This is a genomic window from Stenotrophomonas koreensis (assembly GCF_001431525.1).
In the GTDB taxonomy this organism is placed as follows: domain Bacteria; phylum Pseudomonadota; class Gammaproteobacteria; order Xanthomonadales; family Xanthomonadaceae; genus Stenotrophomonas; species Stenotrophomonas koreensis.
Genome location: NZ_LDJH01000005.1, coordinates 1 through 26202 on the forward strand (window position 1 = coordinate 1; position 26202 = coordinate 26202).

General features: G+C 65.8%; 25 protein-coding genes and 2 rRNA genes. 19 read left to right on the plus strand and 8 right to left on the minus strand.

What is annotated here, in order from left to right; translation table 11 throughout:
• Window positions 1-50 precede the first annotated feature (50 nt).
• The 7 genes from rrf (ABB25_RS01560) to ABB25_RS01590 all read left to right on the plus strand — a co-directional run bounded on the left by rrf (ABB25_RS01560) (window position 51) and on the right by ABB25_RS01590 (window position 6676).
• Window positions 51-165, plus strand: a 5S ribosomal RNA gene (gene rrf, locus ABB25_RS01560).
• Window positions 166-292: 127 nt separating this feature from the next.
• Window positions 293-408: ribosomal RNA gene (gene rrf / locus ABB25_RS01565) — 5S ribosomal RNA — on the plus strand.
• 311 nt (window positions 409-719) lie between these two features.
• Complete coding sequence (locus ABB25_RS01570) at window positions 720-1901, plus strand: murein hydrolase activator EnvC family protein (protein WP_160319395.1); 1182 nt, start codon at window positions 720-722, stop codon at window positions 1899-1901.
• Between the two features lie 73 nt (window positions 1902-1974).
• Window positions 1975-3246, plus strand: coding sequence for a S41 family peptidase (locus ABB25_RS01575; RefSeq protein WP_083488060.1), 1272 nt, complete (start codon window positions 1975-1977; stop codon window positions 3244-3246).
• A gap of 283 nt (window positions 3247-3529) precedes the next feature.
• Entirely contained in the window at window positions 3530-4882 is a 1353-nt protein-coding gene (locus ABB25_RS01580; protein ID WP_057662778.1) for an outer membrane protein transport protein, read from the plus strand.
• Between the two features lie 131 nt (window positions 4883-5013).
• A complete protein-coding gene (gene pnuC / locus ABB25_RS01585) occupies window positions 5014-5643 on the plus strand; it encodes a nicotinamide riboside transporter PnuC (RefSeq protein WP_057662781.1) in 630 nt (209 codons plus the stop codon).
• Complete coding sequence (locus ABB25_RS01590) at window positions 5636-6676, plus strand: AAA family ATPase (RefSeq protein WP_244477730.1); 1041 nt, start codon at window positions 5636-5638, stop codon at window positions 6674-6676. The genes pnuC and ABB25_RS01590 overlap by 8 nt, the downstream gene beginning before the upstream one ends.
• A 58-nt stretch (window positions 6677-6734) precedes the next feature.
• Here ABB25_RS01590 and putA read toward each other — a convergent pair whose 3' ends face one another.
• Entirely contained in the window at window positions 6735-9911 is a 3177-nt protein-coding gene (gene putA, locus ABB25_RS01595) for a bifunctional proline dehydrogenase/L-glutamate gamma-semialdehyde dehydrogenase PutA (protein WP_057662785.1), read from the minus strand.
• 551 nt (window positions 9912-10462) lie between these two features.
• Between putA and coxB the strand changes: the two genes are divergently transcribed.
• Genes coxB through ABB25_RS01615 form a run of 5 tightly spaced genes read left to right on the plus strand, consistent with a single transcriptional unit; the run spans window position 10463 to window position 14714 of the window.
• Window positions 10463-11404, plus strand: coding sequence for a cytochrome c oxidase subunit II (gene coxB, locus ABB25_RS01600; RefSeq protein WP_057662786.1), 942 nt, complete (start codon window positions 10463-10465; stop codon window positions 11402-11404).
• 55 nt (window positions 11405-11459) lie between these two features.
• Window positions 11460-13067 (plus strand): cytochrome c oxidase subunit I, encoded by a 1608-nt coding sequence (gene ctaD, locus ABB25_RS01605; RefSeq protein WP_057662788.1) that lies wholly within the window; start codon window positions 11460-11462, stop codon window positions 13065-13067.
• Window positions 13048-13191, plus strand: a complete 144-nt coding sequence (locus ABB25_RS14730; RefSeq protein WP_160319396.1) for a hypothetical protein — start codon at window positions 13048-13050, stop codon at window positions 13189-13191. The genes ctaD and ABB25_RS14730 overlap by 20 nt, the downstream gene beginning before the upstream one ends.
• A complete protein-coding gene (locus tag ABB25_RS01610) occupies window positions 13191-13814 on the plus strand; it encodes a cytochrome c oxidase assembly protein (RefSeq protein ID WP_057662790.1) in 624 nt (207 codons plus the stop codon). Before ABB25_RS14730 ends, ABB25_RS01610 begins: the two co-directional genes overlap by 1 nt.
• A 24-nt stretch (window positions 13815-13838) precedes the next feature.
• A complete protein-coding gene (locus ABB25_RS01615; protein ID WP_057662792.1) occupies window positions 13839-14714 on the plus strand; it encodes a cytochrome c oxidase subunit 3 in 876 nt (291 codons plus the stop codon).
• A 16-nt stretch (window positions 14715-14730) separates the two neighbouring features.
• Here the strand turns inward: ABB25_RS01615 and ABB25_RS01620 are convergent, their stop codons facing one another.
• The gene (locus ABB25_RS01620; RefSeq protein ID WP_057662796.1) at window positions 14731-14949 is read right to left on the minus strand and encodes a twin transmembrane helix small protein; all 219 of its coding nucleotides are present in this window, start codon (window positions 14947-14949) and stop codon (window positions 14731-14733) included.
• A 57-nt stretch (window positions 14950-15006) separates the two neighbouring features.
• On the opposite strand from ABB25_RS01620, the gene ABB25_RS01625 reads away from it, so the two are divergent.
• From ABB25_RS01625 to ABB25_RS01645, 5 genes are all read left to right on the plus strand, one after another.
• A complete protein-coding gene (locus tag ABB25_RS01625; RefSeq protein WP_057662798.1) occupies window positions 15007-15756 on the plus strand; it encodes an SURF1 family protein in 750 nt (249 codons plus the stop codon).
• A gap of 3 nt (window positions 15757-15759) precedes the next feature.
• Complete coding sequence (locus ABB25_RS01630; protein ID WP_057662802.1) at window positions 15760-16332, plus strand: hypothetical protein; 573 nt, start codon at window positions 15760-15762, stop codon at window positions 16330-16332.
• A gap of 10 nt (window positions 16333-16342) precedes the next feature.
• Window positions 16343-17506 carry a COX15/CtaA family protein gene (locus ABB25_RS01635; RefSeq protein ID WP_057662805.1) on the plus strand — a complete coding sequence of 388 codons (1164 nt, stop codon included), beginning with the start codon at window positions 16343-16345 and terminating at the stop codon, window positions 17504-17506.
• A gap of 4 nt (window positions 17507-17510) precedes the next feature.
• On the plus strand, window positions 17511-18404 hold the full coding sequence (cyoE, locus tag ABB25_RS01640; RefSeq protein ID WP_057662807.1) for a heme o synthase: 894 nt from the start codon (window positions 17511-17513) through the stop codon (window positions 18402-18404).
• Window positions 18405-18536: 132 nt separating this feature from the next.
• Window positions 18537-19382, plus strand: a complete 846-nt coding sequence (locus ABB25_RS01645; protein ID WP_057662810.1) for a hypothetical protein — start codon at window positions 18537-18539, stop codon at window positions 19380-19382.
• A 162-nt stretch (window positions 19383-19544) separates the two neighbouring features.
• Here the strand turns inward: ABB25_RS01645 and ABB25_RS01650 are convergent, their stop codons facing one another.
• From ABB25_RS01650 to rpsU, 6 genes are all read right to left on the minus strand, one after another.
• Complete coding sequence (locus ABB25_RS01650) at window positions 19545-20519, minus strand: bile acid:sodium symporter family protein (protein ID WP_057662814.1); 975 nt, start codon at window positions 20517-20519, stop codon at window positions 19545-19547.
• Window positions 20516-21040, minus strand: coding sequence for a protein tyrosine phosphatase family protein (locus tag ABB25_RS01655; protein WP_057662828.1), 525 nt, complete (start codon window positions 21038-21040; stop codon window positions 20516-20518). Before ABB25_RS01655 ends, ABB25_RS01650 begins: the two co-directional genes overlap by 4 nt.
• Before the next feature lie 12 nt (window positions 21041-21052).
• On the minus strand, window positions 21053-22801 hold the full coding sequence (gene dnaG, locus ABB25_RS01660) for a DNA primase (RefSeq protein ID WP_057662831.1): 1749 nt from the start codon (window positions 22799-22801) through the stop codon (window positions 21053-21055).
• Window positions 22802-22831: 30 nt separating this feature from the next.
• Window positions 22832-23692 carry a YihY/virulence factor BrkB family protein gene (locus ABB25_RS01665; RefSeq protein ID WP_057662835.1) on the minus strand — a complete coding sequence of 287 codons (861 nt, stop codon included), beginning with the start codon at window positions 23690-23692 and terminating at the stop codon, window positions 22832-22834.
• Between the two features lie 125 nt (window positions 23693-23817).
• Window positions 23818-24264: a GatB/YqeY domain-containing protein gene (locus ABB25_RS01670; protein ID WP_057662838.1), complete on the minus strand. Its 447-nt coding sequence runs from the start codon at window positions 24262-24264 to the stop codon at window positions 23818-23820.
• A gap of 152 nt (window positions 24265-24416) precedes the next feature.
• Window positions 24417-24632 carry a 30S ribosomal protein S21 gene (rpsU, locus tag ABB25_RS01675; RefSeq protein ID WP_057637008.1) on the minus strand — a complete coding sequence of 72 codons (216 nt, stop codon included), beginning with the start codon at window positions 24630-24632 and terminating at the stop codon, window positions 24417-24419.
• A gap of 129 nt (window positions 24633-24761) precedes the next feature.
• Here rpsU and tsaD point away from each other — a divergent pair, with 129 nt between their 5' ends.
• Together tsaD and folB are read left to right on the plus strand one after the other, a co-directional pair.
• Window positions 24762-25790 (plus strand): tRNA (adenosine(37)-N6)-threonylcarbamoyltransferase complex transferase subunit TsaD, encoded by a 1029-nt coding sequence (gene tsaD / locus ABB25_RS01680; RefSeq protein WP_057662841.1) that lies wholly within the window; start codon window positions 24762-24764, stop codon window positions 25788-25790.
• 42 nt (window positions 25791-25832) lie between these two features.
• Window positions 25833-26192 carry a dihydroneopterin aldolase gene (folB, locus tag ABB25_RS01685; RefSeq protein ID WP_057662843.1) on the plus strand — a complete coding sequence of 120 codons (360 nt, stop codon included), beginning with the start codon at window positions 25833-25835 and terminating at the stop codon, window positions 26190-26192.
• Window positions 26193-26202 lie beyond the last annotated feature (10 nt).

A 26202-nucleotide genomic window follows, 5' to 3' on the forward strand; every position in this document is an offset into this window, starting at 1 on the left:
GCAATCCCTCATTATCCGAAATGAAAAGCCGGCGACGCTCCAACCGTCTCCCTGGTGAAATTAGCGCTGTGGAACCACCCGATCCCATCCCGAACTCGGAAGTGAAACGCAGCTGCGCCGATGGTAGTGCCGCCTAAGCGGTGCGAGAGTAGGTCATCGCCAGGGTCTTTACCCCGAAAACCCCGCTGATAACTCAGCGGGGTTTTCTTTTTATGCAAGCCCCGCAATCGCTTTGATTGCAGTGGCATCCAGATTCGCTGTCCTGTGCGCCTTGCGCCGGCAGACACCGTTTTCTGGCGATCACAGCGTTGTGGAACCACCCGATCCCATCCCGAACTCGACAAGTGAAACGCAGCCGCGCCGATGGTAGTGCCGCCTAAGCGGTGCGAGAGTAGGTCATCGCCAGTTCCTCAATCAAAACCCCCGGCCAAGGCCGGGGGTTTTGTCTTGGGGGCTTCAAAACCTGCTGACAGTCCGGTCCACGGCCGAATTTTTCTTTGGCGCAGGGGGCATCGGTTGGCTGGACGTTACGGTCACATGGTTCGCCCCGCTCTGATGCGGCTTGGCTGTGTGCAGATCTGGCCGGTTGTGCTTCTTGCTCTGCCGGCTGGTTACAATCGCCAGTCGCGCCTTGCTGCTGAGTGGATACAGTGCCGCTGTCGTCAATGCCCAGGTTTTTCTCCACGCATCGTGCCAGCCTTGTGCTGGTAGTGCTGCTGATGTGGGCAGGCATTGGCAGTGCATGGGCACAGAATGCGGCCAATACCGAGCGTCGGTTACAGCAGACGCGCGAGCAACTGCGACAGACGGCGGCCGAACGGCGCGATGCGGAGCAAGCGTTGCAGGCAGCCAATGCCCAGCTGCGGCAAGCCGATGCCAACGTGGCGCGTTCCAGCCGTCAACTGGCCGAAGTTGAGCAGGCATTGAGCAAGCAGGAGGAGCAGTTGGCGCAGGCACGGCAGCAGGGCGCCAGCTTGCAGGCTGCCATTCAAGCCCAACGAGGCAAGTTGGCCAGCCTGCTGCGTGATAGCCAGCGCCAAGGCAACCATTCGGCATTGAAGCTGCTGCTGTCGCAGGATCAGCTGGCAGACAGCCAACGGGTTCTGGCCTATCAGCGCTATCTGCAGCAGCAGCGTATTGAATTGCTGGACAAGATCAATGCCGACCTGGCCCAGGTCAAGGCGCTTGAGCTGCAGGCCGGGCAGCTGCAGGCCCGTCTGCTTGAACAGCGGGAACAACACCGCCTGCTCACCAGCCAGCTTGCCAGGGAGCGTCAAAGCCAACGACAGGCCGTAGCACGCCTCAATGCGCAGCACGCGGAAAAGAAAAGCCGCGAGACCGCGCTGGCACGGGATGTGCGCTCGCTGGAAACGGTGCTTGCCAACCTGCGCAGCCAGGCTGCCCGTGCGGCATCGGCTCAACGGCAGCAGGCCAGCCGCAACAGTGCCAGTGCTGCTACCCGCAGCAGCGGCAGTCGAGCGCAGTCTGCACGCGCCTCCCAGCCCGCGGCCAGCAGCGTTCGTGTAGGCGGTGGTGCTTGGCCGTTGTCGGGCACCCTGGTGACCCGTTTTGGTGCACGCCAGTCTGATGGAAGGCCTGCCTCGGGCATCCTGATCGAGGCGGCAGCCGGGGCGCCGGTGACCGCTGTGGCTGCAGGCAAGGTGGTTTACTCAGACTGGATGACCGGCTACGGAATGATCCTGATCATCGACCATGGCGATGGCTACATGAGTCTGTACGCCCATAACGAAAGCCTGTTGCGTGATGTCGGCAGCCGCGTTGCGCGTGGTGAGCAGATTGCGCGCGTGGGCAACTCCGGTGGGCAAGGGCGCAATGCGCTGTATTTCGAGCTGCGGCGCAATGGACGACCGGTTGATCCGACGACGTGGCTGCGGCGCTGAGCCGCAGTGATGCCAGGCATGGCGCATAATCGTCGCTTGAGCTGATGTCGCCTGGTTGATCAAGGAGTGGTACATGCGTTTGGATCATCGAATCTTGGTGTCCTGTCTGTTGCTGGCTGGAATCAGCCCGGCATTTGCGCAACAGACGGCAGCTCCGGATCCGGTGGTGGTTTCACAGCAGGTACCGCTGGATGAAATCCGTCGTTATGTCACCGTGTTCAATGCAGTGCGCGCTGCCTATGTCGAGCCGGTGGCCGATGCGCAATTGATGCAGTCGGCCATCCGCGGCCTGCTGCTTGAGCTTGACCCGCACAGCAGTTACCTGGATGCCGAGCAGGCACAGCTGTTCGAGGAACAATCCCGCGGCGCCTATGAAGGTATTGGGGTGGAAGTGCAGACCCTGAAAGACAAGGTGCTGCGGGTGATCGCCCCGATTGATGGCAGCCCGGCGGCACTGGCAGGGATTCAGCCGGGCGATCTGATCATTGCCGTGGAAGGCAAGCCGATGGCAGCCATTACCGATCCCGAACCGCTGCGCGGCCCGGCGGGTTCCAGCGTCACCTTGAGTGTGCGTCGCGAGGGCCAGAGCAAGCCGTTGGAAATTGTCGTGCAGCGGCAGACCATCCGCCTCAGCAGTGTGCGCAGCCGGATGCTCGAACCCGGCTACGGCTATATCCGCATCAGCACCTTCCAGGCCGACACCGCCACCGATTTTGCCCAGCACGCCAGGGCGTTGGCCGCACAGGCGGAAAGCCAGCCGCTGCACGGCCTGGTGCTGGACCTGCGCAGCAATCCGGGCGGCCTGTTGACTGCCGCTGTCCAGGTGGCCGACGAGCTGCTTGAGCAGGGGACGATTGTCAGTACGCGCGGTCGCCTGAGCAGCAGCGATTCGCAGTTCCAGGCTACCCCGGGCCAGTTGCTGGAGAACACCGCAGTGATGGTTCTGGTCGATGCCGGTTCGGCCAGCGCCTCGGAGGTGTTGGCCGCCGCACTGGCCGATAACCAGCGCGCCAAGGTGATTGGCAGCCGTACCTTCGGCAAGGGCTCGGTGCAGAGTGTGCTGCCGCTGGACAATGGCGATTCGATCAAGCTGACCACTGCCCGTTACTACACCCCCAGTGGTCGTTCCATCCAGGCCGTGGGAATTGCGCCGGACATCGTGCTCAAGCCCGAAGGCGAGCCGATTGCTGCCGGCGAGTATCGCGAAGCGGGATTGGCGGGGCACCTGCTGGGCGAGGAAGAGCTGGCCCAGGTGCAGAGTGGTGACTTCCTGCCCGGTGATGAGCCTGTCCAGCAGGCGCTGGCGGCGCTCAAGTCGTCGGTTCCCGGCACGGATGGCGAGTGAATCCACCCGCCCTCGCTGGAATGACCCGGTGATCCCGTTCGCGGCGCGCCAGCGCTTGTGCGGGAGCGGGTTTTTAGCGTCCTGGCAATCGGTCCAAAGGCCTCTGGCCGCCCGGATGAGGCGTGTCTAAAATGTTGCAGTGCCGTTAGTGTCAAGTTAAACACTGTGGTTATACTGCATACGGCGTCGTATGTCCGGGAGGGGTCTCCGGCGCCTGTCAGGGTTACCTGGCAGGCAGACGCACCAACGCTATATCCACCGAATTTCCGGAGAACAACGCAAAATGTCCACTGCTTCTACTCTTGCTCGTTACACCGCACTGGCCGTTGGCATCGTCGGCGCACTGGCCGTTGGCCAGGCCCAGGCTGCAGCCTTCCAGCTCAAGGAAAACAGTGCCAAGGGCCTGGGCCGCGCTTTTGCCGGTTCCACCAGTGCCTGGGGTGATGCTTCGGTGGTCGGTACCAACCCGGCTTCGATGCGCCTGCTCGATGGCCGCCAGTTCCAGGCCGATCTGAGCGTGATCAGCTTCTCGGCTGATTTTGAAAAGTTCCGTGGCACCCAGCCGAGCGGTGCGCCGATCAGCGGCGGCAACGGTGGCGATGCGGGCATGATTGCGCCGGTTCCGGCTGCTTATTTCTACACCCCGATCAACGATGACATGCATTTCGGCATGTCGCTGTCGGTGCCGTTCGGCTTCAAGACCGAATACGAGCGTGACTGGGTCGGCCGCTACCACGGCGTGACCACCGACCTGAAGGCGATCGACCTCGGCGCTGCTTTCTCCTACGACGTCAACCCGTACGTGTCTTTCGGCGCCTCGGTGTTCGTCGAGCACCTGACCATCGAAATCAGCAACGCGGTTGATTTCGGCACCATCGCCTATGCTGCCAGCAATGGCGCCAGCGCCCAGCTGGGCCTGTTCCCGGGCAGCGCTGATGGTTTTGCCACCGTGGAAGGCGACAACAACGCTTTCGGTTACACCCTGGGCACCACCCTGAGCCCGAGCGAAGACACCAACATTGCCTTCAGCTACCGCTCCAAGGTCGAGCACAAGATCACCGGCGGCAAGGCCACCTTTGATGTCCCGGCACTGGCGGCTGCGGCGCTGCAGACCGATGCCCGTGGCATCTTTGTTGCTTCCAGTGGCAAGGCCACGGTGACCCTGCCGGCTTCGGCCACGGTCAGTGTCACCCACCGCGTCAACGACCGCTGGACGGTGATGGGTGACCTGAGCCGCACCGCATGGAAGAGCGCGTTCGACTCGGTCACCGTCGACTTCGCCTCCAACCAGCCGGACAACGTGCTGAACTTCAGCTACGACGACACTGTTTTTGGTTCGATCGGCGCTGAGTACAAGTACAGCGACAGCGTGACCCTGCGCGGTGGCGTTGCCTATGACGAAAGCCCGACCAGCTACGAGCACCGTGACGTGCGCGTGCCGGACGTGACCCGCAAGTGGCTGTCGCTGGGCGTGGGCTGGAAGCCGTCGGAGAACATGGAGTTCAACGTCGGCTACACCCACCTGTTCACCAACGAACCGGCAATCAACGTCACCGCTGCCACCGGCAACGTGCTGCAGGGCAAGTACGATGTCGGCGGCGACATCCTGGCTGCCTCGATCAACTACAAGTTCTGATCCCGCTTCGGGCTGATGCTTGTGACAAGGCCCCGCGATTGCGGGGCCTTGCTTTTGAGGATGGGCGGCATGCTCTCCAGCGCGTGCGTCGCTACGCTTGAACGGATCGTTTTGCACGGAGCCTGTGCCTGATGTCCCTTGCGTTTGTTGGCGAGATTTTCGACAACCCTGCCTTTCAGCTCGAGCTGGCAGCCAACCTCACCGTGGCCGCTTCCATCCTGTTGGCCGGGCGTAACAACATCCATACCTGGTGGCTGGGGATGGTGGGCTGCAGCCTGTTTGGCCTGCTGTTCCATCGCAACCAGTTGTATGCGGACGTGGTGCTGCAGCTGTTCTTCATCGTGATCAGTGGCTTTGGCTGGTGGCAGTGGCGGCGGGGGGATCACGGCGCGCCGTTGCCGATCACCCGGCTGGACCGTCGCCTGCTGTGGGCGCTGCCGCCGCTGGCGCTGCTGGGCAGCCTGGGCTACGGGGCGATGCTGCATCGGTTGACCGATGCCTGGCTGCCGTATGTCGATTCGGCGGTGCTCGTTTTCAGCGTCGTGGCACAGTTGTTGATGATGCGGCGCAAGCTGGAATCGTGGGCATTCTGGCTGTTGGTCAACACCATCGCGGTGCCGTTGTACGCCAGCCGCGGCCTGCACCTGACCGCCGTGCTGTATGCCATCTTCTGGATCAACGCCTGGGTGGCGCTGTGGCACTGGCGCCGCTTGATGCAGGCCGATGCCCGGCCGGCAGCGGCAGGTGGCGGAGGTGGATGACAGGCCGCGTTTCCGCCTGGGCCTGGTGGTTGGCAAGTTCAGCCCATTGCATCATGGCCATGAATATCTGATTGAACACGCCCGCCAGCAGTGCCGGCAGGTGCTGCTGCTGAGCTGGAGCGTTCCCGAACTTGCCGGCTGTTATGCCCGTCGCCGGCAGCGCTGGCTGCGCCAGCGTTTTCCCGGGTTGCTGAGCGTGGTGCTGGATGAGCGCCGGCTGGAACGGCTGTGCCGGCAGCGCGGGCAAGCGCCACGCCGGCTGCCCGCCAACACTGCCAGTGATCAGGAGCAACAGGCATTCACGGCCTGGCTGTGCGCGGACCTGCTCGGGCTTGCGCTGGATGCGGTGTTCTCCAGCGAAGCCTATGGCGCGCCGCTGGCCGCCCGCCTGGCGGCGCATACCGGCAAGGCCGTCACCGCGGTGGAGGTTGACCGTCAGCGACGGCGCTACCCGATCAGTGCCAGTGCCATCCGCGCCGACCCGACGCTGGCACCGCATTGGCTGGCGCCGGAGGTGCGGGCTGATCTTGTCTGCCGGGTCGCGGTCCTGGGCGGTGAGTCCAGCGGCAAGACCACGCTGGCGGCGGCCCTGGCCCAACGCCTGGGCTGCAGCTGGGTCCCCGAGTACGGACGGGAGCTCTGGGAGCAACGCGGTGGCCGCCTGGACATGGCCGATCTGCAGCAGATTGCCCGCGTACAGCAGCAGCGTGAGGACACCCTGGCCGCAGACGGTGGGCGCTGGCTGGTGTGCGACACCACGGCGCTGACCACCCTGGGGTATGCCGGCTGGCTGTTTGCGGCCAGCACATCGGGGCTGCGGCGGCGAGCGGCGCAGCGCCGCTATGCGCATCTGTTGCTGTGTGCGCCGGATTTTGTCTTCGTCCAGGACGGTACCCGGCAGGACGCGGGTTTCCGTGCCCGTCAGCACGCCTGGTACGTGCAGGAGCTGACCCGGCGGCGGTTGCCGTGGACCCTGCTGGAAGGCCCGCTGGCGCAACGGCTGGCCCGTGCCTGTAGCGTGCTGGGGGCTTGAGGGCAAAAAAGACGCCCCGCACAGGGCGGGGCGTTGGGCAAACGCATGGGCGGGGGAATCAGTCGCCCAGGGTCATCAGCGAGGCGTTGCCGCCGGCCGCGGTGGTGTTGACGGTGACGGTCTTCTCGGTGGCAAAGCGCAGCAGGTAGTGCGGGCCGCCGGCCTTGGGGCCGGTGCCGGACAGGCCCTGGCCACCGAATGGCTGCACGCCGACCACCGCACCGATCTGGTTGCGGTTGACGTAGACGTTACCGACGTTGATGCCGTTGGTGATCTGGGCAATGGTCGAATCCACGCGCGAATGCACGCCCAGGGTCAGGCCGTAGCCGGTGGCGTTGATCTGCTCGATCACGTCCTGCAGTTCGGATCCCTTGAAGCGGATCAGGTGCAGGACCGGGCCGAAGACCTCGCGCTGCAGCTGGTCCAGCGTCCGCAGCTCGTAGGCCCGCGGGGCGAAGAAGCAGCCGTTGGCGGCGGTGTCGGCATCCAGCGGCGCGGCGGCGATCAGCCGGGCCTCGGCATCCATGCGCTTGGCATGCGCCTCCAGCACGGCCAGTGCCTCGGCATCGATCACCGGGCCGACATCGGTGGACAGCAGGGCCGGATTGCCGACCTGCAGTTCGGCCATCGCACCGGCGAGCATGGTCATCACCTTGTCGGCGATGTCCTCCTGCACGAACAGCACGCGGGCGGCCGAGCAGCGCTGGCCGGCCGAGGTGAAGGCCGAACCGATGGCGTCCTTGACCAGCTGCTCCGGCAGCGCCGAGGAGTCGGCGATCAGCGCGTTCTGGCCACCGGTCTCGGCGATCAGCACGCCGATGGCGGCATCGCGCGCGGCCATGGCGCGGTTGATCGCCCGCGCGGTTTCGGTCGAGCCGGTGAAGGCCACCCCGGCCACGCGCGGATCGGCAGTGAGCGCGGCACCGACGGTGGCGCCGTCACCGGGCAGGTACTGCAGCACCGCAGCCGGGATGCCGGCCTCGTGCAGCAGCTTGACCGCTTCAAAGCCGATCAGGGTGGTCTGCTCGGCCGGCTTGGCGATCACGCTGTTGCCGGCCGCCAGCGCGGCAGCGACCTGGCCCAGGAAGATGGCCAGCGGGAAGTTCCACGGGCTGATGCAGACGAACACGCCGCGGCCGTGCAGCTGCAGCACGTTGGATTCACCGGTCGGGCCGGGCAGGGTGACATCGGCGAACTTCTCGCGTGCCTGCATCGCGTAATAGCGCAGGAAGTCCACCGCCTCGCGCACTTCGGCAATGCCGTCGGCCAGGCTCTTGCCGGCTTCGGCGGTGCACAGGGCCATGTACTTGGCGGTCTGCGCCTCCAGCAGCCCGGCGGCCTTTTCCAGGATCGCGGCGCGATCGGCGGCCGGGGTGGCATTCCAGCCCGGCTGGGCAGCGACGGCATTGGCCAGGGCGCGCTCGACGGTGGCCGCATCGGCCGGGGTCCAGCTGCCGACCTTCTGGCGACGGTCGGCCGGGTTGGTCACCGTCACCGCGGTGCCGGTGGGCTGTGCGCCCGGGACCAGCGCGGTGGCCTGCCACGGGCCGGTGTGCTGGTCCAGTTCGGCAGCCAGCGCCTTCAGTGCATTGTCATCGGCAAGGTTGATGCCCATCGAATTGGTCCTGTCATGGTTCTGGCTGCGCAGCAGCTCGCGCGGCAGCGGGATACGGGGATGGCGGATGCTGTCGAAGGACTCGACCGCAGCGACCGGGTCGCGGATCAGCTCGTCAATGGCCACCGACTCATCGGTGACGCGGTTGACGAAGCTGGAATTGGCGCCGTTCTCGAGCAGGCGGCGCACCAGGTAAGGCAGCAGGTCCTCGTGCGAGCCGACCGGGGCGTAGACGCGGCAGGGCACGTCCAGACGATCGGCCGGAATCACCTCGGCATACAGGTCATCGCCCATGCCGTGCAGCTTCTGGTGCTCGTAGGTACGCCCCTGCGCAATCACCTTGATCGCGGCGATGGTGTGCGCGTTGTGGGTGGCGAACATCGGGTAGATCGCGTCCGCATGGCCGAACAGGCGCCTGGCGCAGGCCAGGTAGGACACGTCGGTGTTCTGCTTGCGGGTGAATACCGGGTAGTCGGCCAGGCCTTCGACCTGGGCGCGTTTGATCTCCGCATCCCAGTAGGCGCCCTTGACCAGGCGCACCTGCAGCTTGTGGCCGATGCGGCGGGCCAGGTCGGCCAGGTAGTCGATCGTGTACGGGGTGCGCTTCTGGTAGGCCTGCACCACGATGCCGAAGCCTTCCCAGCCCGCCAGCGACGGATCGCTGACCACGGCCTCGATGATGTCCAGCGACAGCTCCAGGCGGTCGCATTCCTCGGCATCGACGGTGCAGCCGATGCCGTAGCTCCTGGCCAGCTGGGCCAGTTCCAGCACCGCCGGGACCAGGTCGCGCAGCACGCGCTCGCGCTTGGCGTGCTCATAGCGCGGGTACAGCGCCGAGAGCTTGATCGAGATGCCGTGGGCGGTGGTGACATCGCCGCCTTCGCCGCCGCCATGGGCCTGGTTGTCGCGGCCGATGGTGTGGATGGCGCGCTTGTAGTCTTCCAGGTAGCGCTGCGCATCACGCATGGTCAGCGCACCTTCGCCAAGCATGTCGAAGGAATAGCGGTAGTTGGCGTTGTCGCCCTTGTGCGAACGCGCCAGCGCCTCGTCAATGGTGCGCCCCATCACGAACTGGTGGCCCATGATCTTCATCGCCTGGCGGGTGGCCAGGCGGATCACCGGCTCGCCCATGCGCGCGACCAGGCGCTTGAACGCGCCCGGCGGGTCGGCACGGGTGGCATCGTTGATCGACACCAGCTTGCCGGTCAGCATCAGGCCCCAGGTGGAGGCATTGACCAGCAGCGAATCGCTGCCGCCGAGGTGGCGGGCCCAGTCGGCATCGCCGAGCTTGTCGCGGATCAGCTTGTCGGCGGTTTCCTGGTCGGGGATGCGCAGCAGGGCTTCGGCCACGCACATCAGCAGCACGCCCTCCTCGCTGCCGAGGTCGTACTGGCGCATGAAGGCCTCGATCGCGCCCTGGTCCTTGGCGCGCGCACGCACACGGCCGACGAGATCGGCAGCGATGAGCTGCACCTGTTGTTGCTGGTCATCGGGCAGGCGGGCCTGTCCGAGCAGGCTCTTGACGCAGCTGGTTTCGTCACGCAGCCAGCCATCGGTGATGGTCTGGCGCAGTGCCGGGCGGCTGCCGGGCAAGGGGGAAGTAAGCGTCGACTGGCTCATGCGTAGTCTCTGTGTTTTGTCTGTATGCCCTTGCCGCAGGCGCTATCGACGGCGCCAGACGGTGCCGGGGCATGCGTGCTGGCTGGCAAATATAGGCGTTGCCACAACGCTGGGAAGAGGGGGATTTGATTTGTGCTGATTCCGGCACGCAGCTGGCTGGAGCCGGCGCACTCCAGCGCCTTTCCTGCGGTGCGCTGCAACATCGAAAGTGCCGTTTGCGCGGTTGCCGCGCTGTGAGGGCGCAGCTACCATCGGGACGCTGTCCGCGGCATGAATGCGGCTGTAGCGTGATCGATGGCCCGGGTGATCCGGGCGCGGCGTGCGGCAGTTGCCATGCGGCGTCCCCCCCACGGACGCAGGCTGTTGCTGGATGCGTTGACGCTGCAAGTTCCACAGGTTGGCTCCGGCGGTTGCCGGACTGGCCTGCCGCAATGATTGTGTGGCAACCGGTAGTGGTGTCAGGTCGATGTCCTGGCCACCATCGCTTCCGGCGCTTGATCGCTTGCTCGCAGCCTGCGTTGGCTGCAACCGATGACGTCAAGGGTCCAGGCATGAAACCAAGCAGCAGGTGGGTGGCAGTACCGCGTTGGGGGAGTGGCGCAATGGCGCTGTTGGCAACGGCCGCGGCACAGGCGCAGTCGGCCGATCCGGTGCGTTGGCAGCTCAACATGGGCAAGGGCGTTACCCAGACCGCGCGGCTTGCGTGGGAGGCGCACATGGTGGCGCTGTGGGTGTGCGTGGTGATCGGCTTTTTGGTGTTTGCCGCGATGGCCTACGCGATCTTTGCCTTCCGCAAGTCCAAGGGTGCGGTCGCGGCGACGTTCAGCCACAACACCACGGCTGAAATCCTGTGGACCGTGATCCCGGTGATCATCCTGGTGGTGATGGCCATTCCGGCCACCAGCAAGCTGATTGCGATGTATGACACCCGCAATGCCGAGATGACGGTCAAGGTCACCGGTTACCAGTGGATGTGGGAATACGATTACCTGGGCCAGGACGTGCGTTTCTTCAGCCGTCTGGACCGCGAGTCGGACCGCCTGCGCCAGAGCGGCCAGCGCCCGGACCCGGCGACCCATCCGCACTACCTGCTGGAGGTGGACAACCGTCTGGTGCTGCCGGTGGATACCAAGGTCCGCTTTGTCATCACCTCCGATGATGTGATCCATTCCTGGTGGGTGCCGGCGCTGGGCTGGAAGCAGGATGCGATCCCGGGAATCATCAATGAAGGTTGGACCCTGATCGAAAAGCCCGGCATCTACCGCGGCCAGTGTGCCGAGCTGTGTGGCAAGGACCATGGCTTCATGCCGATCGTGGTCGAGGCATTGCCCAAGGCCGAGTTCGCCGCCTGGCTGGCGCAACGCAAGGCCGAGGCCAGCCCGCCGGCTGACGCTCCGGCGGCAGCTGAGCCGGTGCCGGCAGAGGCCGGGGCGCCGGTGGAAGCGCAGCCGGTAGCGCAGCAGCCGGGACAGGCAGCAAACGCACAGGTGTGATCCCTCGCGGCCGCACTGCGGCCGCCGACAACCGTTTGAATCGAGGTGCAGTTGCATGGCCCATTCGGCAGCCGGACACGCGGAACACCACCACCAGCCCGGTTTCATCGAGCGCTGGTTCTTTTCCACCAACCACAAGGACATCGGCACGCTCTACCTGCTGTTCTCCTTTGTGATGTTCATCATCGGCGCGGCAATGAGCGTGGTGATGCGGCTGGAGCTGATGCAGCCGGGGCTGCAGCATGTCAGCCCGGAATTCTTCAACCAGATGACCACCGTGCACGCGCTGGTGATGATCTTCGGCGGGGTGATGCCGGCCTTCGTCGGCCTGGCCAACTGGATGATCCCGCTGCAGATCGGCGCGCCGGACATGGCCCTGCCGCGGATGAACAACTGGTCGTTCTGGCTGCTGCCGGTGGCCTTTTCGATGCTGCTGCTGACCCTGTTCCTGCCCGGCGGTGCACCGGCCGGTGGCTGGACGCTGTACCCGCCGCTGTCGCTGCAGGGTGGCTACAACGTGGCCTTCACCATCTTCGCCATCCACGTGGCCGGCATCAGCTCGATCATGGGCGCGATCAACATCATCGCCACCGTGCTCAACATGCGCGCGCCGGGCATCGACCTGTTGAAGATGCCGATCTTCTGCTGGACCTGGCTGATCACCGCCTTCCTGCTGATCGCGGTGATGCCGGTGCTGGCCGGTGCGGTGACCATGCTGCTGACCGACAAGTTCTTCGGCACCGCCTTCTTCAACGCGGCCGGTGGCGGCGACCCGGTGATGTACCAGCACATCTTCTGGTTCTTCGGCCACCCGGAGGTGTACATCATGATCCTGCCGGCCTTCGGCGTGGTGTCGGAGATCATCCCCACCTTCAGCCGCAAACCGCTGTTCGGCTACCAGGCGATGGTCTACGCGACCGCGGCGATCGCCTTTCTGAGCTTCATCGTCTGGGCCCACCACATGTTCACCGTGGGCATGCCGCTGGGTGGCGAGATCTACTTCATGTTCGCCACCATGCTGATCTCCATCCCCACCGGGGTGAAGGTGTTCAACTGGGTGTCGACGATGTGGCGCGGTTCGCTGACCTTCGAAGCACCGATGCTGTGGTCGATCGCCTTCGTCATCCTGTTCACCATTGGTGGTTTCTCCGGCCTGATGCTGGCCATCGTGCCGGCCGACTTCCAGTACCACGACACCTATTTCGTTGTTGCGCACTTCCACTATGTGCTGGTCACCGGTGCGCTGTTCGCGCTGATCGGCGCGATCTATTACTGGTGGCCCAAGTTCACCGGCCGCATGTACCACGAGGGCTGGGCCAAGTTCCATTTCTGGTGGTCGGTGGTGTTCGTCAACCTGCTGTTCTTCCCGCAGCACTTCCTCGGCCTGGCCGGCATGCCGCGCCGCATCCCGGACTACAACGTGGTGTTTGCCGACTGGAACCTGATCAGCTCGATTGGCGCCTTCGGCATGTTCGCCACCCCGTTCCTGATGGCCGCGATCCTGCTGCATTCGCTGCGCTTTGGTGCCAAGGCCGAAGCACGCGCATGGGAAGGGGCCAAGGGACTGGAGTGGACGCTGCCCTCGCCGGCACCGGCACATACCTTCACCACACCCCCTGTGATCAAGCCGGGAGATCTGGCCCATGACGATGTCACCCATTGAATCTGGCTCCGCCGGCGCGCGCCAGCGGCGTGTCCGGCGTACCGCCTGGACGGTGGCCGCGATCGCGCTGCTGGTGTACCTGCTGTTCATCGGCTCGGGCGTGTTTGCCTGGCGGGGGCTGTGATGGAACGCCCTTCTGTGCCCCCGCAGGCCGATGCCGGGCAGGCCGGCAACGTGGCGCGCCCGGCGCCCACTGCCGGGCTGGGGCGCCTGGCGGCGGTAGCCATCGGCGTGTTCGTGCTGACCTTTTCGCTGGTCCCGGCCTACCGGATTGCCTGTGAAAAAATCTTCGGCATCCGTCTGGAACGCGGTGCAGCGGCCGCTACCACGCAGGCGGCTGCAGGCCAGCGCACGGTACGCATCGAGTTTGATGGCGGGGTCAATTCACGCCTGCCCTGGGTTTTCACCCCGGAACAGCTGACCATGGAGGTGGTACCCGGGCAGCTGTACGAGGCCAGTTACATGGCCATGAACACCAGTGACCGTACCGTGGTCGGCAGTGCGGTGCCCTCGGTGGCGCCAGCGCGGGCCTCGGGGTATTTCAGCAAGACCGAGTGCTTCTGCTTCACCGCCCAGACCCTGGAGCCGGGGCAGACCCGGCAGATGCCGGTGCGCTTCATTGTCGACCCGGACCTGCCTGCGGGCATCAACACCCTGACCCTGTCCTACACCTTCTTCCGCAATGATGCGTTGTCCGATCAGCTTGCTGCCGGCACGACCACCAACACGGCACATGCTGCCCCTTGAGCACGGCGAACAGGACTGCTGACCATGGCCAACACCACCCCTGATGCATCTGTGTACTACGTGCCGGCCAAGAGCCGCTGGCCGTTCTTTGGCTCCATCGCGATGTTTGTGCTGATGATCGGGGTGGCCAGCTGGCTCAACGGACTGTCCTGGGGGCAGCCGACCTTCTATGCCGGCATCGCCCTGTTGATCCTGGTGCTGTTCCTGTGGTTTTCCGATGTGGTGCGTGAATCCCAGGCCGGGCATTACAACCGCCAGGTGGATGGCTCGTTCCGGATGGGCATGGTCTGGTTCATCTTTTCCGAGGTGATGTTCTTTGCCGCCTTCTTCGGCGCCCTGTTCTACACCCGTTCGCTGAGCCTGCCCTGGCTGTCCGGTGCCGGCGACGGGGTGATGACCAACGAATTGCTGTGGCAGGGCTACTCGGCCGGCTGGCCGAGCAATGGCCCGGCCGCGCTGGGCGGGGAGTTCGGCACGATTCCGGCCTGGGGGCTGCCGCTGTTCAACACGCTGTTGCTGCTGGCCTCGGGGGTGACGCTGACCATCGCCCACCATGCGCTGAAGGCGGCCCGGCGTGGCCAACTGCTGTTCTGGCTCGGCGCCACCATCGTGCTGGGCAGCGTGTTTTTGTTCTTCCAGGCCGAGGAGTACGTCCACGCCTACCGCGACTTGAACCTGACCATGGGCTCGGGCATCTATGGCTCGACCTTCTTCATGCTGACCGGTTTCCATGGCGCGCATGTGCTGCTGGGCACGATCATGCTGATCGTGATGTGGCTGCGCGCCGCACGCGGCCACTTCACTGCCGATAATCATTTCGGCTTTGAAGCGGCCGCCTGGTACTGGCACTTCGTCGATGTGGTCTGGTTGATGCTGTTTTTGTTCGTCTACGTGCTCTGAGCGAGGCCGGGCCGGCTCAGCCACCCACACCATGGGGCTGGATCAGGCCGGTGGCGATGCCGACCATCAGCAGCGCCACCAGGGCCACCGACACGCCCACGCGCCAGCTCAACGCACGCACCGTGCGCTTGCTCTGGCCACGGTCCACCAACAGGTAATACAGGCCGGCTCCGAGATTGAAAACAATGACGGCCAGAAAGGCGATGACCAGCAGGGTCTTGAGCGATTCGTTCATTTCACGGGCCAGTTCGGGTGGGTGGCTGCCATCTGAGCGCGTTTTGTGCGCGCTGTCATGACGCGCCAGCACATCGGCCCGGTTGCCGGCTGGCTGCTGGCGCTGGTCGTGGCGGCGGCAATGACCGCGCTGGGCTTGTGGCAGCTGGAACGCCGCGTGCACAAACAGGCCCTGCTCGATGCCTACCAGCAGGCCATGCACGCCGATGCGCAACCGCTGGCAGCGGCGCTGGCCAGCGGCGCGGTGGCTGCCGCAGTCAGTGATTGTGGTCAGTGGCTGGCGCCGGTACTGGTGCTGGACAACCAGCAGCATGGCGGCCGCGCCGGCCATCGCAGTTTCCAGCCCTGGCGCAGCGACAGCGGGGCGGTGGTGCTGGTCGAACAGGGCTGGCGCAGCTGGAACGGCAACCGGCATTTGCCGCAGGCACACCCGCTTGCCGGCCAGCACTGCCTGCGCGGGGTGCTGCTGCCGGCGCCCCCGGCCGGCCTGCGCGCGGGCCAGTCCGCGGCGCAGCCGCTGCCCGGACAGGGCTGGTTGATCACGCGGCTGGAGGAGGCCAGCCTGCAGCCGCTGCTGCCATCGCTGCCGGCAGACCTGGGCCGGCAGATCCTGCGCCCGCATGCGGTGCTGGATCCGGGCTACCAGCTGCCCGAAGCCGTGCTGCCCAATACCCTGCCGCCGGACAAGCATCTGGGCTATGCGGTGCAGTGGTTCGCGCTGGCTGCCAGTGTGTTGCTGTTGGCACTGGTGCTGACGCTGCGTCGCCTTGCCGGCCGGGCGGGCCGGCGTTCCTTGTGGAGACCGTAGTCGATGGTTGCTGATGTCCGGTTGGATCGATCACGCCGGCGGGGCCGGCTGGCCTTGCTGCTGCTGTTCGGGCTGTTCTTTGGTTCGGCGGCACTGGCCCTGTTGTTGCGCAGTACTGGCTGGCAGCCGGCGGCCAGCCGCCAGCATGGCCAGCTGTACAGCCCGGCCATTGATGTCCGCGCCAAGCCCCCGCTGCACCGGGATGGACGCGCCTATGCCTGGGAGCCGGAACGCCGGCTGTGGCGGGTGGTGATCCCGGTACCGGCCGGGTGCGACCGCGCCTGCGTCGATTTGTCGCACAATCTGCACAAGGTCTGGCAGCTGCTGGGGCATACGGCCGATAATGTGCAGTTCCTATGGCTTGGAACCATGCCCGATACGTTGGCCGCCTCGGCAACGCATGTGGCGATGGGCCGCTCCGAAGGGCTGCGTTCGGCGTTGCCGGGCCTGCCTGACCCGGCCGGCATCCCGGTTTATGTAATTGATCCCAATGGCTTTGTCGTACTCCGGTATGCACCGGGGTTTGATCCGGCAGGGTTGCGTGCCGACCTTGCCAAGCTGTTGAAACTGAAGTGAGTCCGTTGCAATGACTGCCCTCGCACGCCCGGCGCTGCACCGCAATTTCCATCGTCTGGCGTGGTTTGCGCTGATCATGACCGCCTCGACCATCCTGTTCGGGGCCTTTGTCCGCCTGTCCGATGCCGGCCTGAGCTGCCCGGACTGGCCGACCTGCTATGGCAAGGTGACCTGGCCGCAGACCCATGCCGAGGCCGCCGAGCATCCGGCCATCGCGATCCGCCCGCTGGAAACGCACAAGGCCTGGCTGGAACAGGTACACCGTTTCCTGGCCGCGGCGCTGGGCATCGAGGTGCTGATCCTGGCGCTGCTGGCGGCCCGTCGGCGTGCCCGCGGCGCGGCGCAGATCCTCGGCGCATGTGCGCTGGTGGCGGTGGCCATCGGGCTGTACATGAGCGGCCAGCACGTGCTGGCCAGCGTGCTGGCGCTGGCCGGCGAGGCCATCCTGCTGCTGGCGGCCTGGCGCTGGTCCAACACCGACCTGGCGCGTGCCGCGGTACTGACCCTGGCGGTGATCGTGTTCCAGGCGGTGCTGGGCATGTGGACGGTGACCTGGCTGCTCAAGCCGATCGTGGTCATGGGCCACCTGCTGGGCGGGATGACCCTGTTCTCCTGCCTGTTGTGGATGGCCTGGAAATCACTGCACCTGCCCATCATCCTGGCCCAGGCCGCTGCGCTCAAGCGCTGGCTGGGGGTTGGCCTGGCGCTGCTGGTGGCGCAGATCGCACTGGGTGGCTGGGTCAGTGCCAACTACGCCGCGCTGGCCTGTGGCGGCAGTTCGATGAGCGTGGACAACTTCCCCAAGTGTGTCGGCCAGTGGTGGCCGATGCAGGACTATGCCGAAGGCTTCACCCTGTGGCGTGGCATCGGCGTGGATTACGAAGGCGGCATCCTCGATGGCGCCTCACGGATTGCGATCCAGATGGCCCATCGCATCGTGGCGGTGGTGCTGGCGGTCTACCTGTGGGTGCTGTCCTGGCGCCTGCTCCAGGTGCCGGGCCTGCGCGGCTGGGGCAGCGCACTGGCATTGCTGGTGGCCGTGCAGGTCACGCTGGGCATCCTCAACGTCAAGCTGGCCGTGCCGTTGGCCGTGGCCGTGGCCCATGTCGGTGGCGCGGTGGCGCTGCTGTTCGTGCTGCTCTCGCTGCTGGCGCGTCTGCGCCCGGCGGAGTAAGGCGATGGCTGCCGGAATCAAGGATTACTGGGACCTGACCAAGCCGCGGGTGGTCGCGCTGATCGTGTTCACCGCCTTTGTCGGCATGTTCCTGGCCATTCCCGGGCTGCCGAGCGCGGCCCAGTTGCTGACCGGCGTGGTGGCCTTTGTCGGCATCTGGCTGTCGGCGGCGGCGGCAGCGGCGATCAACCAGCTGCTCGATGCCCGCATCGATGCGCAGATGGCGCGCACCTCGTGGCGGCCGCTGGTGGTGGGCAAGGTCACCCCGCGCCAGGTGCTGGTGTTTGCCGGCATCCTCACCGCGGTCTCGATGCTGCTGCTGGTGGTCTGGGTCAATGTGATCACCGCCGTGCTCACGTTCGCCTCGTTGATCGGCTATGCGGTGATCTACACCGTGTACCTGAAGCGCGCGACCTCGCAGAACATCGTCATCGGTGGCCTGGCCGGGGCGACCCCGCCACTGCTGGGCTGGGCTGCGATCACCGGCATGACCGGGCCCGATGACTGGCTGCATGCCAGCCTGCTGGTGGCGATCATCTTCATCTGGACCCCGCCGCACTTCTGGGCGCTGGCGATCTTCCGCCGCGCCGACTATGCCAAGGCCGAAGTACCGATGCTGCCGGTGACCCATGGCGTGGTGCATACCCGCAAGCAGATTTTCATCTACACCGTGCTGCTGGTGATCGTGTCCACCCTGCCGGCGGTGGTGGGCATGAGCGGGCTGTTCTACCTGGGTGGCGCGATCGTGCTCAACAGCGTTTTCCTGTGGTACGCATGGAAGATGCTCAACCCGCCGGATGAGCAGTTCAACATGAAGACCTTCGGCTATTCGATCCTGTACCTGATGGCGCTGTTCGCCTTCCTGCTGGTCGACCACTGGCTGCTGCCCTGGCAGTAAGCCGGTACGCCGACGCGGATCTGACAACGGGACCGCCAGGTCCCGTTGTTGTTTGTTCCCATCGCCGAAACAGTTGAAAGCCGGCCGGACGGTGCCCAGATCAAGCGCATCAATTCCAGACAAGGACGTGGCATGAAGCGATTGGCACTGCTGTTGTTGCTGTTGCTGGTGGGGATGACGGGCCGGGCGCAGGGAGCCTCGGCATTGGCGGGCGTGGATGACCCGCAACTGGCCGTGGCTGCGGGGCAGATTGCGGCCCATGCCGGCCAGCAACGCCTGATCGTGCTCGGCGAACTGCATGGCACGCGCGAAATTCCGGCACTGACCGCCACGCTGCTGGAGCATTACGCAGGGCTGGGGCCAGTGACGCTGGCGCTGGAGGTGCCGCATACCGAACAGGCGGCGCTGGATGCCTATCTGGCTTCGGCAGGCACGCAGCAGGACTGGCAGGCATTGGCCGCTACGCCGTTCTGGCAGGTAAGCAATGACCAGCATGATGGCCGTCGCAGCGTGCAGATGCGCCAGTTGGTCGAGGCGGTGCGCGCGCTGCGCACCGAAGGTGCGACCGTGGCGGTGCTGGCCTATGACGTGGGCAAGGATGAATCCGATGCGCATGACCACCACTGGCGCGATGCACGCATGGCCGCCAACCTGCGTGCGGCGGCGGCACAGCGGCCCGGGGTGATGCTGGTGCTCACCGGCAATGTGCATGCCATGCGCACGCGCCCGTCCTGGGCACCGGCCGAGCTGCAGCTGGCACCAATGACCAGCTTGCTGCTGGATCTGGAGCCCTTTGCGGTAAACATCACTGCGGCCAGTGGCCAGTTCTGGGGCTGCATGCAAAGCCGCTGCCAGGCACTGCCGGCACGCACGCAGATGCCACAGCCGTTGATGCGTTCATCCGGGCCGGACCGGGTATATGACCTGGTGCTGCAATTGCCGCAGCTGAGCATTGCCACGCTCTACCAGACGCCTTGAGCACCGCGCCGTTGGTGGTCGTTGTCACTCCTGCAGGAGTCGTTGTGCATCTGCAAGAGCTTCTGCGCACGATCGTCGTGGCCGGGGACGCTCCTGCAAAGCCGGGCTCGTCCACCTGCAGGTGCCTCAAGGCGCGATGTACTGCCTGGATGTTGCGCCGGTTCAAGCGCTGGTGGTGGTCTTCCCCATCCGGGTGGCAACCACGGCGCAGACCATCAGCTGCAGCTGGTGGTACAGCATCACCGGCAGCACGATGGCGCCGAGCGGGCCGCCGGCAAACAGCACCTTGGCGATCGGCACGCCGGTGGCCAGGCTCTTCTTGGTACCGCAGAACAGCACCGCGATCTGGTCGGCGCGCGCAAACCCGCTGCGTCGGGCGATCAGCCAGACCAGCGGCATGGCGATGGCCAGCAGCAGCGCGCAGGCCGCGGCAGTAAGCAGCAGCGCCGGCAGTGGCGTGGCCGTCCACAGGCCTTCGAGTACGGCCGCACCGAAGGCGGCATAGACCACCAGCAGGATGGTGCTCTGGTCGGTGTAGCGCAGCAGCGGTTTGAGCGCATCCACGCGCGCGCCGATCCATGGCCGCAGCAGGTGACCGGCCACGAACGGCGCCAGCAACAGCAACATGATCTTGGCGATGGCAGACAGTGGATCGGCCATCGCGCCGCTGCTGCCGGCCAGCAGGGTCATCAGCCAAGGAGTGAGGAACACGCCCAGCAGCGAGGACAGCGAGGCGCTGCAGACGGCGGCGGCGACATTGCCGCCGGCCATCGAGGTGAAGGCGATCGAGGACTGCACGGTGGAGGGCAGGGCGCACAGGAACAGCAGGCCCAGTGCCAGCTCGGGCGTGAGCGCCGCGCTGGCCAGCGGGCGGGCGAGTACTCCCAGTAGCGGGTAGAGCACGAAGGTGCAGGCCAGGATCAGCAGGTGCAGCCGCCAGTGCAGCAGGCCGGCGACGATGGCCTGGCGTGGCAGGCGCGCGCCATGCAGGAAGAACAGCACGGCGATGGCGATGTCGGTACCGCTATCCAGCCATTGCGCGGCAATGCCGCGGGCCGGCAGCAGCGAGGCCAGCAACACGGTGCCGAGCAGGGCAAGGGTGAAGTTGTCCGGACGCAGCCGGGCCAGTGCGCTCATGGTGTGGGCGCGGTCCTGGCTTCGGCCGCGGGCAGGCCCAGCTGCTGCTGTACCCGCGGTGCCAGCGAACCCAGCCCGGCGGCCTTGCCTTGCGCCAGCGCCTCGGTTGCGGTGACACCTTCGTGGTTGGCTGCCGCCAGTGCCAGCAGGCCACCGGCGCGGTTGGCCGAGGCGCAGTGCAGCAGCACCGGGCCATCGCTTTGCTGCAGGATCCGGTGCAGGGCGCGGGCATTGTCGGCGTTCAGGGCCTGGCCGTCGGCGATCGGCAGGCGCACATAGCGCAGGCCCAGGCGCTCGGCCGTGGCCAGCTCATCAAAGCCGCGATCCTCACCGGCCGCACGCAGGTCGATCAGCGTGGTGATGCCGGCAGCGGCGGCCTGCTGCAGCTGCGCCGTGCTCGGTTGGCCATGGGTATACAGGCCGGCACGCGGTTGCTTGAAGGGCAGGCCGCTGGCACTGGCGTTGACCGCCTGGCCAAGCAGCAGGGCGCACAGCAGGGCTCGCAGGAGGGCGGCAGTCATCGGCAGTGTTCCTCAACGCAGGGTGGCGCGGACCTTGAGCAGCTCGCGCAATTCGTATTTGTCGGTGTCATCCAGGCCTTGTCCGCGCGCCTTGGCCTGCAGTTCCTCCAGACGCTGCAGCAGCAGCTGTTTTTCCAGCTGGGCGACGGCATCCTGCAGCTCCTGGCGCCAGCTGTCCACATCGCCGGGCAGGGTCTGGGTGGCCAGGGTGTTGAGCCATTGCTGTTCCTGGCGGCCTTCAAAGTGGGCAATCAGCGCGCCGGTGGAAATGTCCGGGCGGGCATCGATGATGCCCAGCATTTCGATCAGCAGTTCCACCCCGGGTTGGCGCAGGCCGGCAAAATGATGGCCATCCAGCGCCTGGGCCAGTGCCGGCTGCTGCAGCAGCAGCGCCACCGCCGCGCGCACCAGCGAGCGCTTCTGTGCACCGTCGCCCTGGGCGGGCGGGCGTGCCGGCGTGCGCGGCGGTGCCGGCACGAAGTTGGCGTTGGCACTGCTGGTGCCGCCCACCCCGGTGAGCTGGCCCAGCTGCTGGCGCATCAGATCACCAAAGGCGCCGTCCGGGATCTGCGCCAGCAGCGGTTTGGCGCGCTCGGCCAGGCGTGCGCGGCCATCGAGGGTGGCCAGGTTGATATCGCTGCTGAGCTGGTCAAAGAAGAATTGCGACAGCGGCGTGGCCTGGGCCAGCCGGGCATTGAAGGCATCGGCGCCTTCCTTGCGCACGATGGTGTCCGGGTCCTCGCCATCGGGGAGGAACAGGAAGAAGGCCTGGCGGCCGTCCTTCATCCGCGGGATCACCGATTCCAGCGCCTTCCAGGCGGCCTTGCGTCCGGCGGCGTCGCCGTCAAAGCAGAAATACACATCCGGCGCGTTGCGGAACAACAGCTCGGCATGGTCCGGGGTGGTGGCCGTGCCCAGCGTGGCCACCGCCTGCGGTACCCCGTACTGGAACAGGCTGAGCACATCCATATAGCCTTCCACCACCACCAGCCGCTCGATCTTCTGGTTGGCCTGGCGCACCTGCCACAGCCCGTACAGCTCGCGGCCCTTGTGGAACAGCGGCGTTTCCGGCGAGTTGAGGTACTTGGGGCCGTCGTCCTTGGCCATCACCCGGCCGCCGAAGGCAATCACCCGGCCGCGACGGTCGAAGATCGGAAACATCACCCGGTCGCGGAACTTGTCGTAGACGTGGCCGCGTTCATTCCTGGAGAACAGCCCGGCGCGTTCGAGCAGCTTCATCCGCCGCTCGTCCTTGCCCAGCGCATCCTTCAGTGCGCTGTAGCCATCGGGCGCATAGCCGATCTGGAACTGCGCCCGTACGCTGGCATCGACACCACGGCCGTCCAGATAGGTGCGGGCCTTGTCGCTGCCTTCCAGCTGCTTGATGAAGAAACGGTTGGCCGCTTCCACCGCGGCATACAGGTCACGGCTGTCATCGGCCTGCTGGGCACTGCGCGGGTTCGGGTCACGCGGCACCTCCATGCCGGCACGCTTGGCCAGTTCGTCCACCGCATCGAGGAACTCGAGGCGGTCGTAATTCATCAAGAAGCTGATCGCGGTGCCGTGGGCCCCGCAACCAAAACAGTGGTAGAACTGCTTGGTCGGGGAGACATAGAAGCTGGGCGAGCGTTCATCGTGGAACGGGCAACGCGCCTCGTATTCCTTGCCTTTGCGCTTGAGTGGCACGCGTGATCCAACCACCTCGACGATGTCCGAGCGGGCGAGCAGTTCGTCGATGAAGGCATCGGGGAGGCGGGCCATGGGCACTCGTCATCAGGCAGGCCGCCCAGTTTACTCCGGCAGGGCAGTCCCGGCCCGACGCGCACTGGCGCGTTCGTCGATCACCGCGGTGACCATGGCCCCGGCAAAGAACACCAGGCAGGCGTAGTAGATCCAGACCAGCAGCAAGACCAGGGCACCCATCGAGCCATAGGCGCTGCCGGGCGCGGCATTGGCCAGGTACAGGCCGATGGCATGGCGGCCGATGGTGAACAGGATGGCGGTGATCACCCCGCCCAGCCAGGCCTGCTTCCACGGCACCTGACGGTCGGGCACCCAGTGGTAGAGGCAGGCAAAGGCGGCCGCATACACGGCCAGGGTGGTCAGGCTGGCGATGGCCGGCAGCAGCGATGGCAGCTGGGCGAAGGCCACCTGCACCGCAGTGCTGGCCACCATCGCCACGATCAGCAAAAAGCCCAGGGCCAGCACCACCCCGGCAGAGAACATGCGCTGCTTGATCCAGCCCAGGGCGCCATCGAAACGGGCCTGCTCACTGTGGAAAATGCGGTTCAGTGCGCCCTGCAGCTGGGCAAACACCAGGGTGGCGCCAAACAGCAGGCCGCCGGTGCTGATCACCCCGGCCAGCGAGCCGATATCCGGCTGGGCTTGGGCATTAGCCAGCACGGTGCGGGCGACCTCGGCGGCGGCCGGGCCGGCCAGGTCGCCGATCTGTGCCACCAGGCTGGCCTGGGCGGGTGGGTACAGCGAAGCGGTCAGCCACAGCAGCAGTACCAGCAGCGGAGCCAGCGAGAGCAGGGTGTAGAAGGCCAGTGCAGCGGCCAGATCGGGCACCCCGGCCTGCAGGAAACGCTGGATGACGGCAGCGGGCAGGCTGTTGCGCAGGCGCTCCAGGAAGGGGGTAAATGGGGGCATGGCAGTCCTTGATGGATGACAGGCGGGCTGGCCACCGGGTCCACATTGCAGCAATTGGCGTGGCCATACACAGTGAAGCCGGCCCGCAGGCCGGCTTGCACGAGGGGGCGCTTGCGGGCTGGCGATCAGCCGTTCAGCGCGGCCTTGACCAGCCTGGAAACCAGGCCCATGTCGGCCTGGCCGGCCAGCATCGGCTTGAGCATGCCCATCAGCTTGCCGATATCGGCCGGGCTGGTGGCGCCGGTCTGGGCCTTGGCGGCCTCGATCGCGGCAACGATCGCTGCCTCGTCCATCTTGGCCGGCAGGTAGGTTTCGATCACCGCCATTTCGGCGCGCTCGATATCGGCCAGATCGCCGCGGTTGGCCGCGTCATACTGGGAGATCGAGTCCTTGCGCTGCTTGACCATCTTGTCCAGCACGGCGATCACGGCCGCATCGTCCAGCTCGATGCGTTCGTCCACTTCCTTCTGCTTGATCGCGGCATTGATCAGGCGGATCACGGCCAGGGTTTCTTTCTGGCCCGCCTTCATGGCGGCCTTCATGTCATCAATCAGCTTCTGCTTCAGGCTCATGCTGCACCTCGTTGCGTGCGGCCGTCAGCGACGGACCGCGGGTTCAGGTTGGAATTCGGCAAACGCAAAAAGCCGGCAACGCTTGCGCGCGGCCGGCTTTTACTCCCTTCCTGGCCCTGCGCAAGCGCGTGGCCCGGGGGGAGTTGCGTGACTCAGTACAGACGCTGACGCTTGGTGACGTCGCGGGAAGAGCGACGCATCTGACGCTTTACAGCGGCAGCGGCCTTGCGCTTACGTTCCTGGGTCGGCTTTTCATAGAATTCGCGCTTGCGGGTCTCGGCCAGCACGCCGGCCTTTTCGCAGGTGCGCTTGAAGCGGCGAAGAGCAAACTCAAAGGGTTCGTTCTCGCGGACTTTGACGCTGGGCATGGGATCGGGATCTCCGGGCTTAATTAGACCGGGCCAAACCCGGTGAGCCGCCCATTATAGGGGCCTTGGCCGCTCATGCAAGCCCGGCGATGTTTGGCTTGTCTGCCAAGGCGGTTCACAATGACGGGCATGAAAGTCCTAGGTATTGAATCGTCTTGCGACGAAACCGGTGTGGCGGTGTATGACACCGCCCTGAATGGCCCCGCTGCGCTGCGCGCGCATGCGGTCTACAGCCAGATTGCGCTGCATGCCCAGTACGGTGGTGTGGTGCCTGAACTGGCCAGCCGCGACCATGTGCGCAAGACCCTGCCGTTGATCCGGCAGACACTGGAAGAAGCCGGCATCGGCGTGGACCAGATCGACGCGGTGGCCTATACCGCCGGTCCCGGTCTGGTCGGTGCTTTGCTGGTCGGCGCCGGGGTGGCGCGTTCGCTGGCCTGGGCACTGGAGGTGCCGGCCATCGGTGTGCACCACATGGAAGGCCACCTGCTGGCGCCGTTGATGGATGCCGACCCGCCGCAGCCGCCGTTCGTGGCCTTGCTGGTCTCCGGCGGGCATACCCAGCTGGTGGCGGTGGAGCGCATCGGCCAGTACCGCCTGCTCGGCGAAACCCTGGATGACGCGGCCGGCGAGGCCTTTGACAAGACCGCCAAGCTGATGGGCCTGCCGTATCCGGGCGGGCCGCAGCTGGCCGCACTGGCCGAGGCGGGTACGCCGGGCACGTACCGGTTTGCCCGCCCGATGACCGACCGCCCGGGGCTGGATTTCAGCTTCTCCGGGCTGAAGACCCAGGTGCTGCTGGCCTGGCGCGACAGCGACCAGAGCGCACAGACCCGTGCCGACATCGCCCGTGGTTTTGAAGACGCGGTGGTCGATACCCTGGTCATCAAGTGCGCGCGCGCGCTGGACGCAGCCGGCTGCGACACCCTGATCGTTGCCGGCGGGGTCGGGGCCAACAAGCGTCTGCGTGAAAAATTGCAGGCCATGGCGCAACAACGCGGTGGCCGGGTCTGTTTTCCGCCGCCGGCGCTGTGCACCGACAACGGCGCGATGATCGCCTTCGCCGGCGCGCTGCGGCTGCAGGCCGGCCAGCACAATGCCGACGAAGCCATCGCGGTCACCCCGCGCTGGGACATGGGCACCCTGCCGGCGGTCTGAACCGCTCTTTGAACCAAGGATTTTCAAATGACCGCATTGGCTATGGACAAGGTATTCATCGAAGGGCTGGAAATCCCGGCGCTGATCGGCATCTACGACTGGGAACGGCGGATTCGCCAGACCCTGGTGTTCGATCTGGAAATGGGCTTTGACAACCGCCGTCCGGCGGCCAGCGACAACATCGAACACACCCTCAACTACAAGGCGGTCAGCAAGCGCCTGATCGAGTTTGTCGGCAGCAGCGATTTTGGCCTGGTGGAAACCCTGGCCGAGCGTTGCGCGGCGATCGTGCTGGACGAGTTCGGCGTGCAGTGGCTGCGCCTGAAACTGTCCAAGCCCGGCGCGGTGCGTGGCGCGCGCGCGGTCGGGGTGATCATCGAACGCAGCCGCCAGCCGGCCTGACCCGCATCAA

Coding starts and splice junctions, on each gene's coding strand:
- ABB25_RS01655 (WP_057662828.1), bottom strand. CDS start 21,040: ATGACTGCCGCCCTCCTGCGAGCCCTGCTGTGCGCCCTGCTGCTTGGC.
- ABB25_RS01645 (WP_057662810.1), top strand. CDS start 18,537: ATGAAGCGATTGGCACTGCTGTTGTTGCTGTTGCTGGTGGGGATGACG.
- cyoE (WP_057662807.1), top strand. CDS start 17,511: ATGGCTGCCGGAATCAAGGATTACTGGGACCTGACCAAGCCGCGGGTG.
- pnuC (WP_057662781.1), top strand. CDS start 5,014: ATGTCCCTTGCGTTTGTTGGCGAGATTTTCGACAACCCTGCCTTTCAG.
- ABB25_RS01570 (WP_160319395.1), top strand. CDS start 720: ATGTGGGCAGGCATTGGCAGTGCATGGGCACAGAATGCGGCCAATACC.
- ABB25_RS01610 (WP_057662790.1), top strand. CDS start 13,191: ATGGAACGCCCTTCTGTGCCCCCGCAGGCCGATGCCGGGCAGGCCGGC.
- ABB25_RS01650 (WP_057662814.1), bottom strand. CDS start 20,519: ATGAGCGCACTGGCCCGGCTGCGTCCGGACAACTTCACCCTTGCCCTG.
- ABB25_RS01580 (WP_057662778.1), top strand. CDS start 3,530: ATGTCCACTGCTTCTACTCTTGCTCGTTACACCGCACTGGCCGTTGGC.
- ABB25_RS01665 (WP_057662835.1), bottom strand. CDS start 23,692: ATGCCCCCATTTACCCCCTTCCTGGAGCGCCTGCGCAACAGCCTGCCC.
- ABB25_RS01625 (WP_057662798.1), top strand. CDS start 15,007: ATGACGCGCCAGCACATCGGCCCGGTTGCCGGCTGGCTGCTGGCGCTG.
- ABB25_RS01635 (WP_057662805.1), top strand. CDS start 16,343: ATGACTGCCCTCGCACGCCCGGCGCTGCACCGCAATTTCCATCGTCTG.
- ABB25_RS01575 (WP_083488060.1), top strand. CDS start 1,975: ATGCGTTTGGATCATCGAATCTTGGTGTCCTGTCTGTTGCTGGCTGGA.
- tsaD (WP_057662841.1), top strand. CDS start 24,762: ATGAAAGTCCTAGGTATTGAATCGTCTTGCGACGAAACCGGTGTGGCG.
- folB (WP_057662843.1), top strand. CDS start 25,833: ATGGACAAGGTATTCATCGAAGGGCTGGAAATCCCGGCGCTGATCGGC.
- ABB25_RS01670 (WP_057662838.1), bottom strand. CDS start 24,264: ATGAGCCTGAAGCAGAAGCTGATTGATGACATGAAGGCCGCCATGAAG.
- coxB (WP_057662786.1), top strand. CDS start 10,463: ATGAAACCAAGCAGCAGGTGGGTGGCAGTACCGCGTTGGGGGAGTGGC.
- dnaG (WP_057662831.1), bottom strand. CDS start 22,801: ATGGCCCGCCTCCCCGATGCCTTCATCGACGAACTGCTCGCCCGCTCG.
- ABB25_RS01620 (WP_057662796.1), bottom strand. CDS start 14,949: ATGAACGAATCGCTCAAGACCCTGCTGGTCATCGCCTTTCTGGCCGTC.
- ABB25_RS01615 (WP_057662792.1), top strand. CDS start 13,839: ATGGCCAACACCACCCCTGATGCATCTGTGTACTACGTGCCGGCCAAG.
- ABB25_RS01630 (WP_057662802.1), top strand. CDS start 15,760: ATGGTTGCTGATGTCCGGTTGGATCGATCACGCCGGCGGGGCCGGCTG.
- rpsU (WP_057637008.1), bottom strand. CDS start 24,632: ATGCCCAGCGTCAAAGTCCGCGAGAACGAACCCTTTGAGTTTGCTCTT.
- putA (WP_057662785.1), bottom strand. CDS start 9,911: ATGAGCCAGTCGACGCTTACTTCCCCCTTGCCCGGCAGCCGCCCGGCA.
- ctaD (WP_057662788.1), top strand. CDS start 11,460: ATGGCCCATTCGGCAGCCGGACACGCGGAACACCACCACCAGCCCGGT.
- ABB25_RS14730 (WP_160319396.1), top strand. CDS start 13,048: ATGACGATGTCACCCATTGAATCTGGCTCCGCCGGCGCGCGCCAGCGG.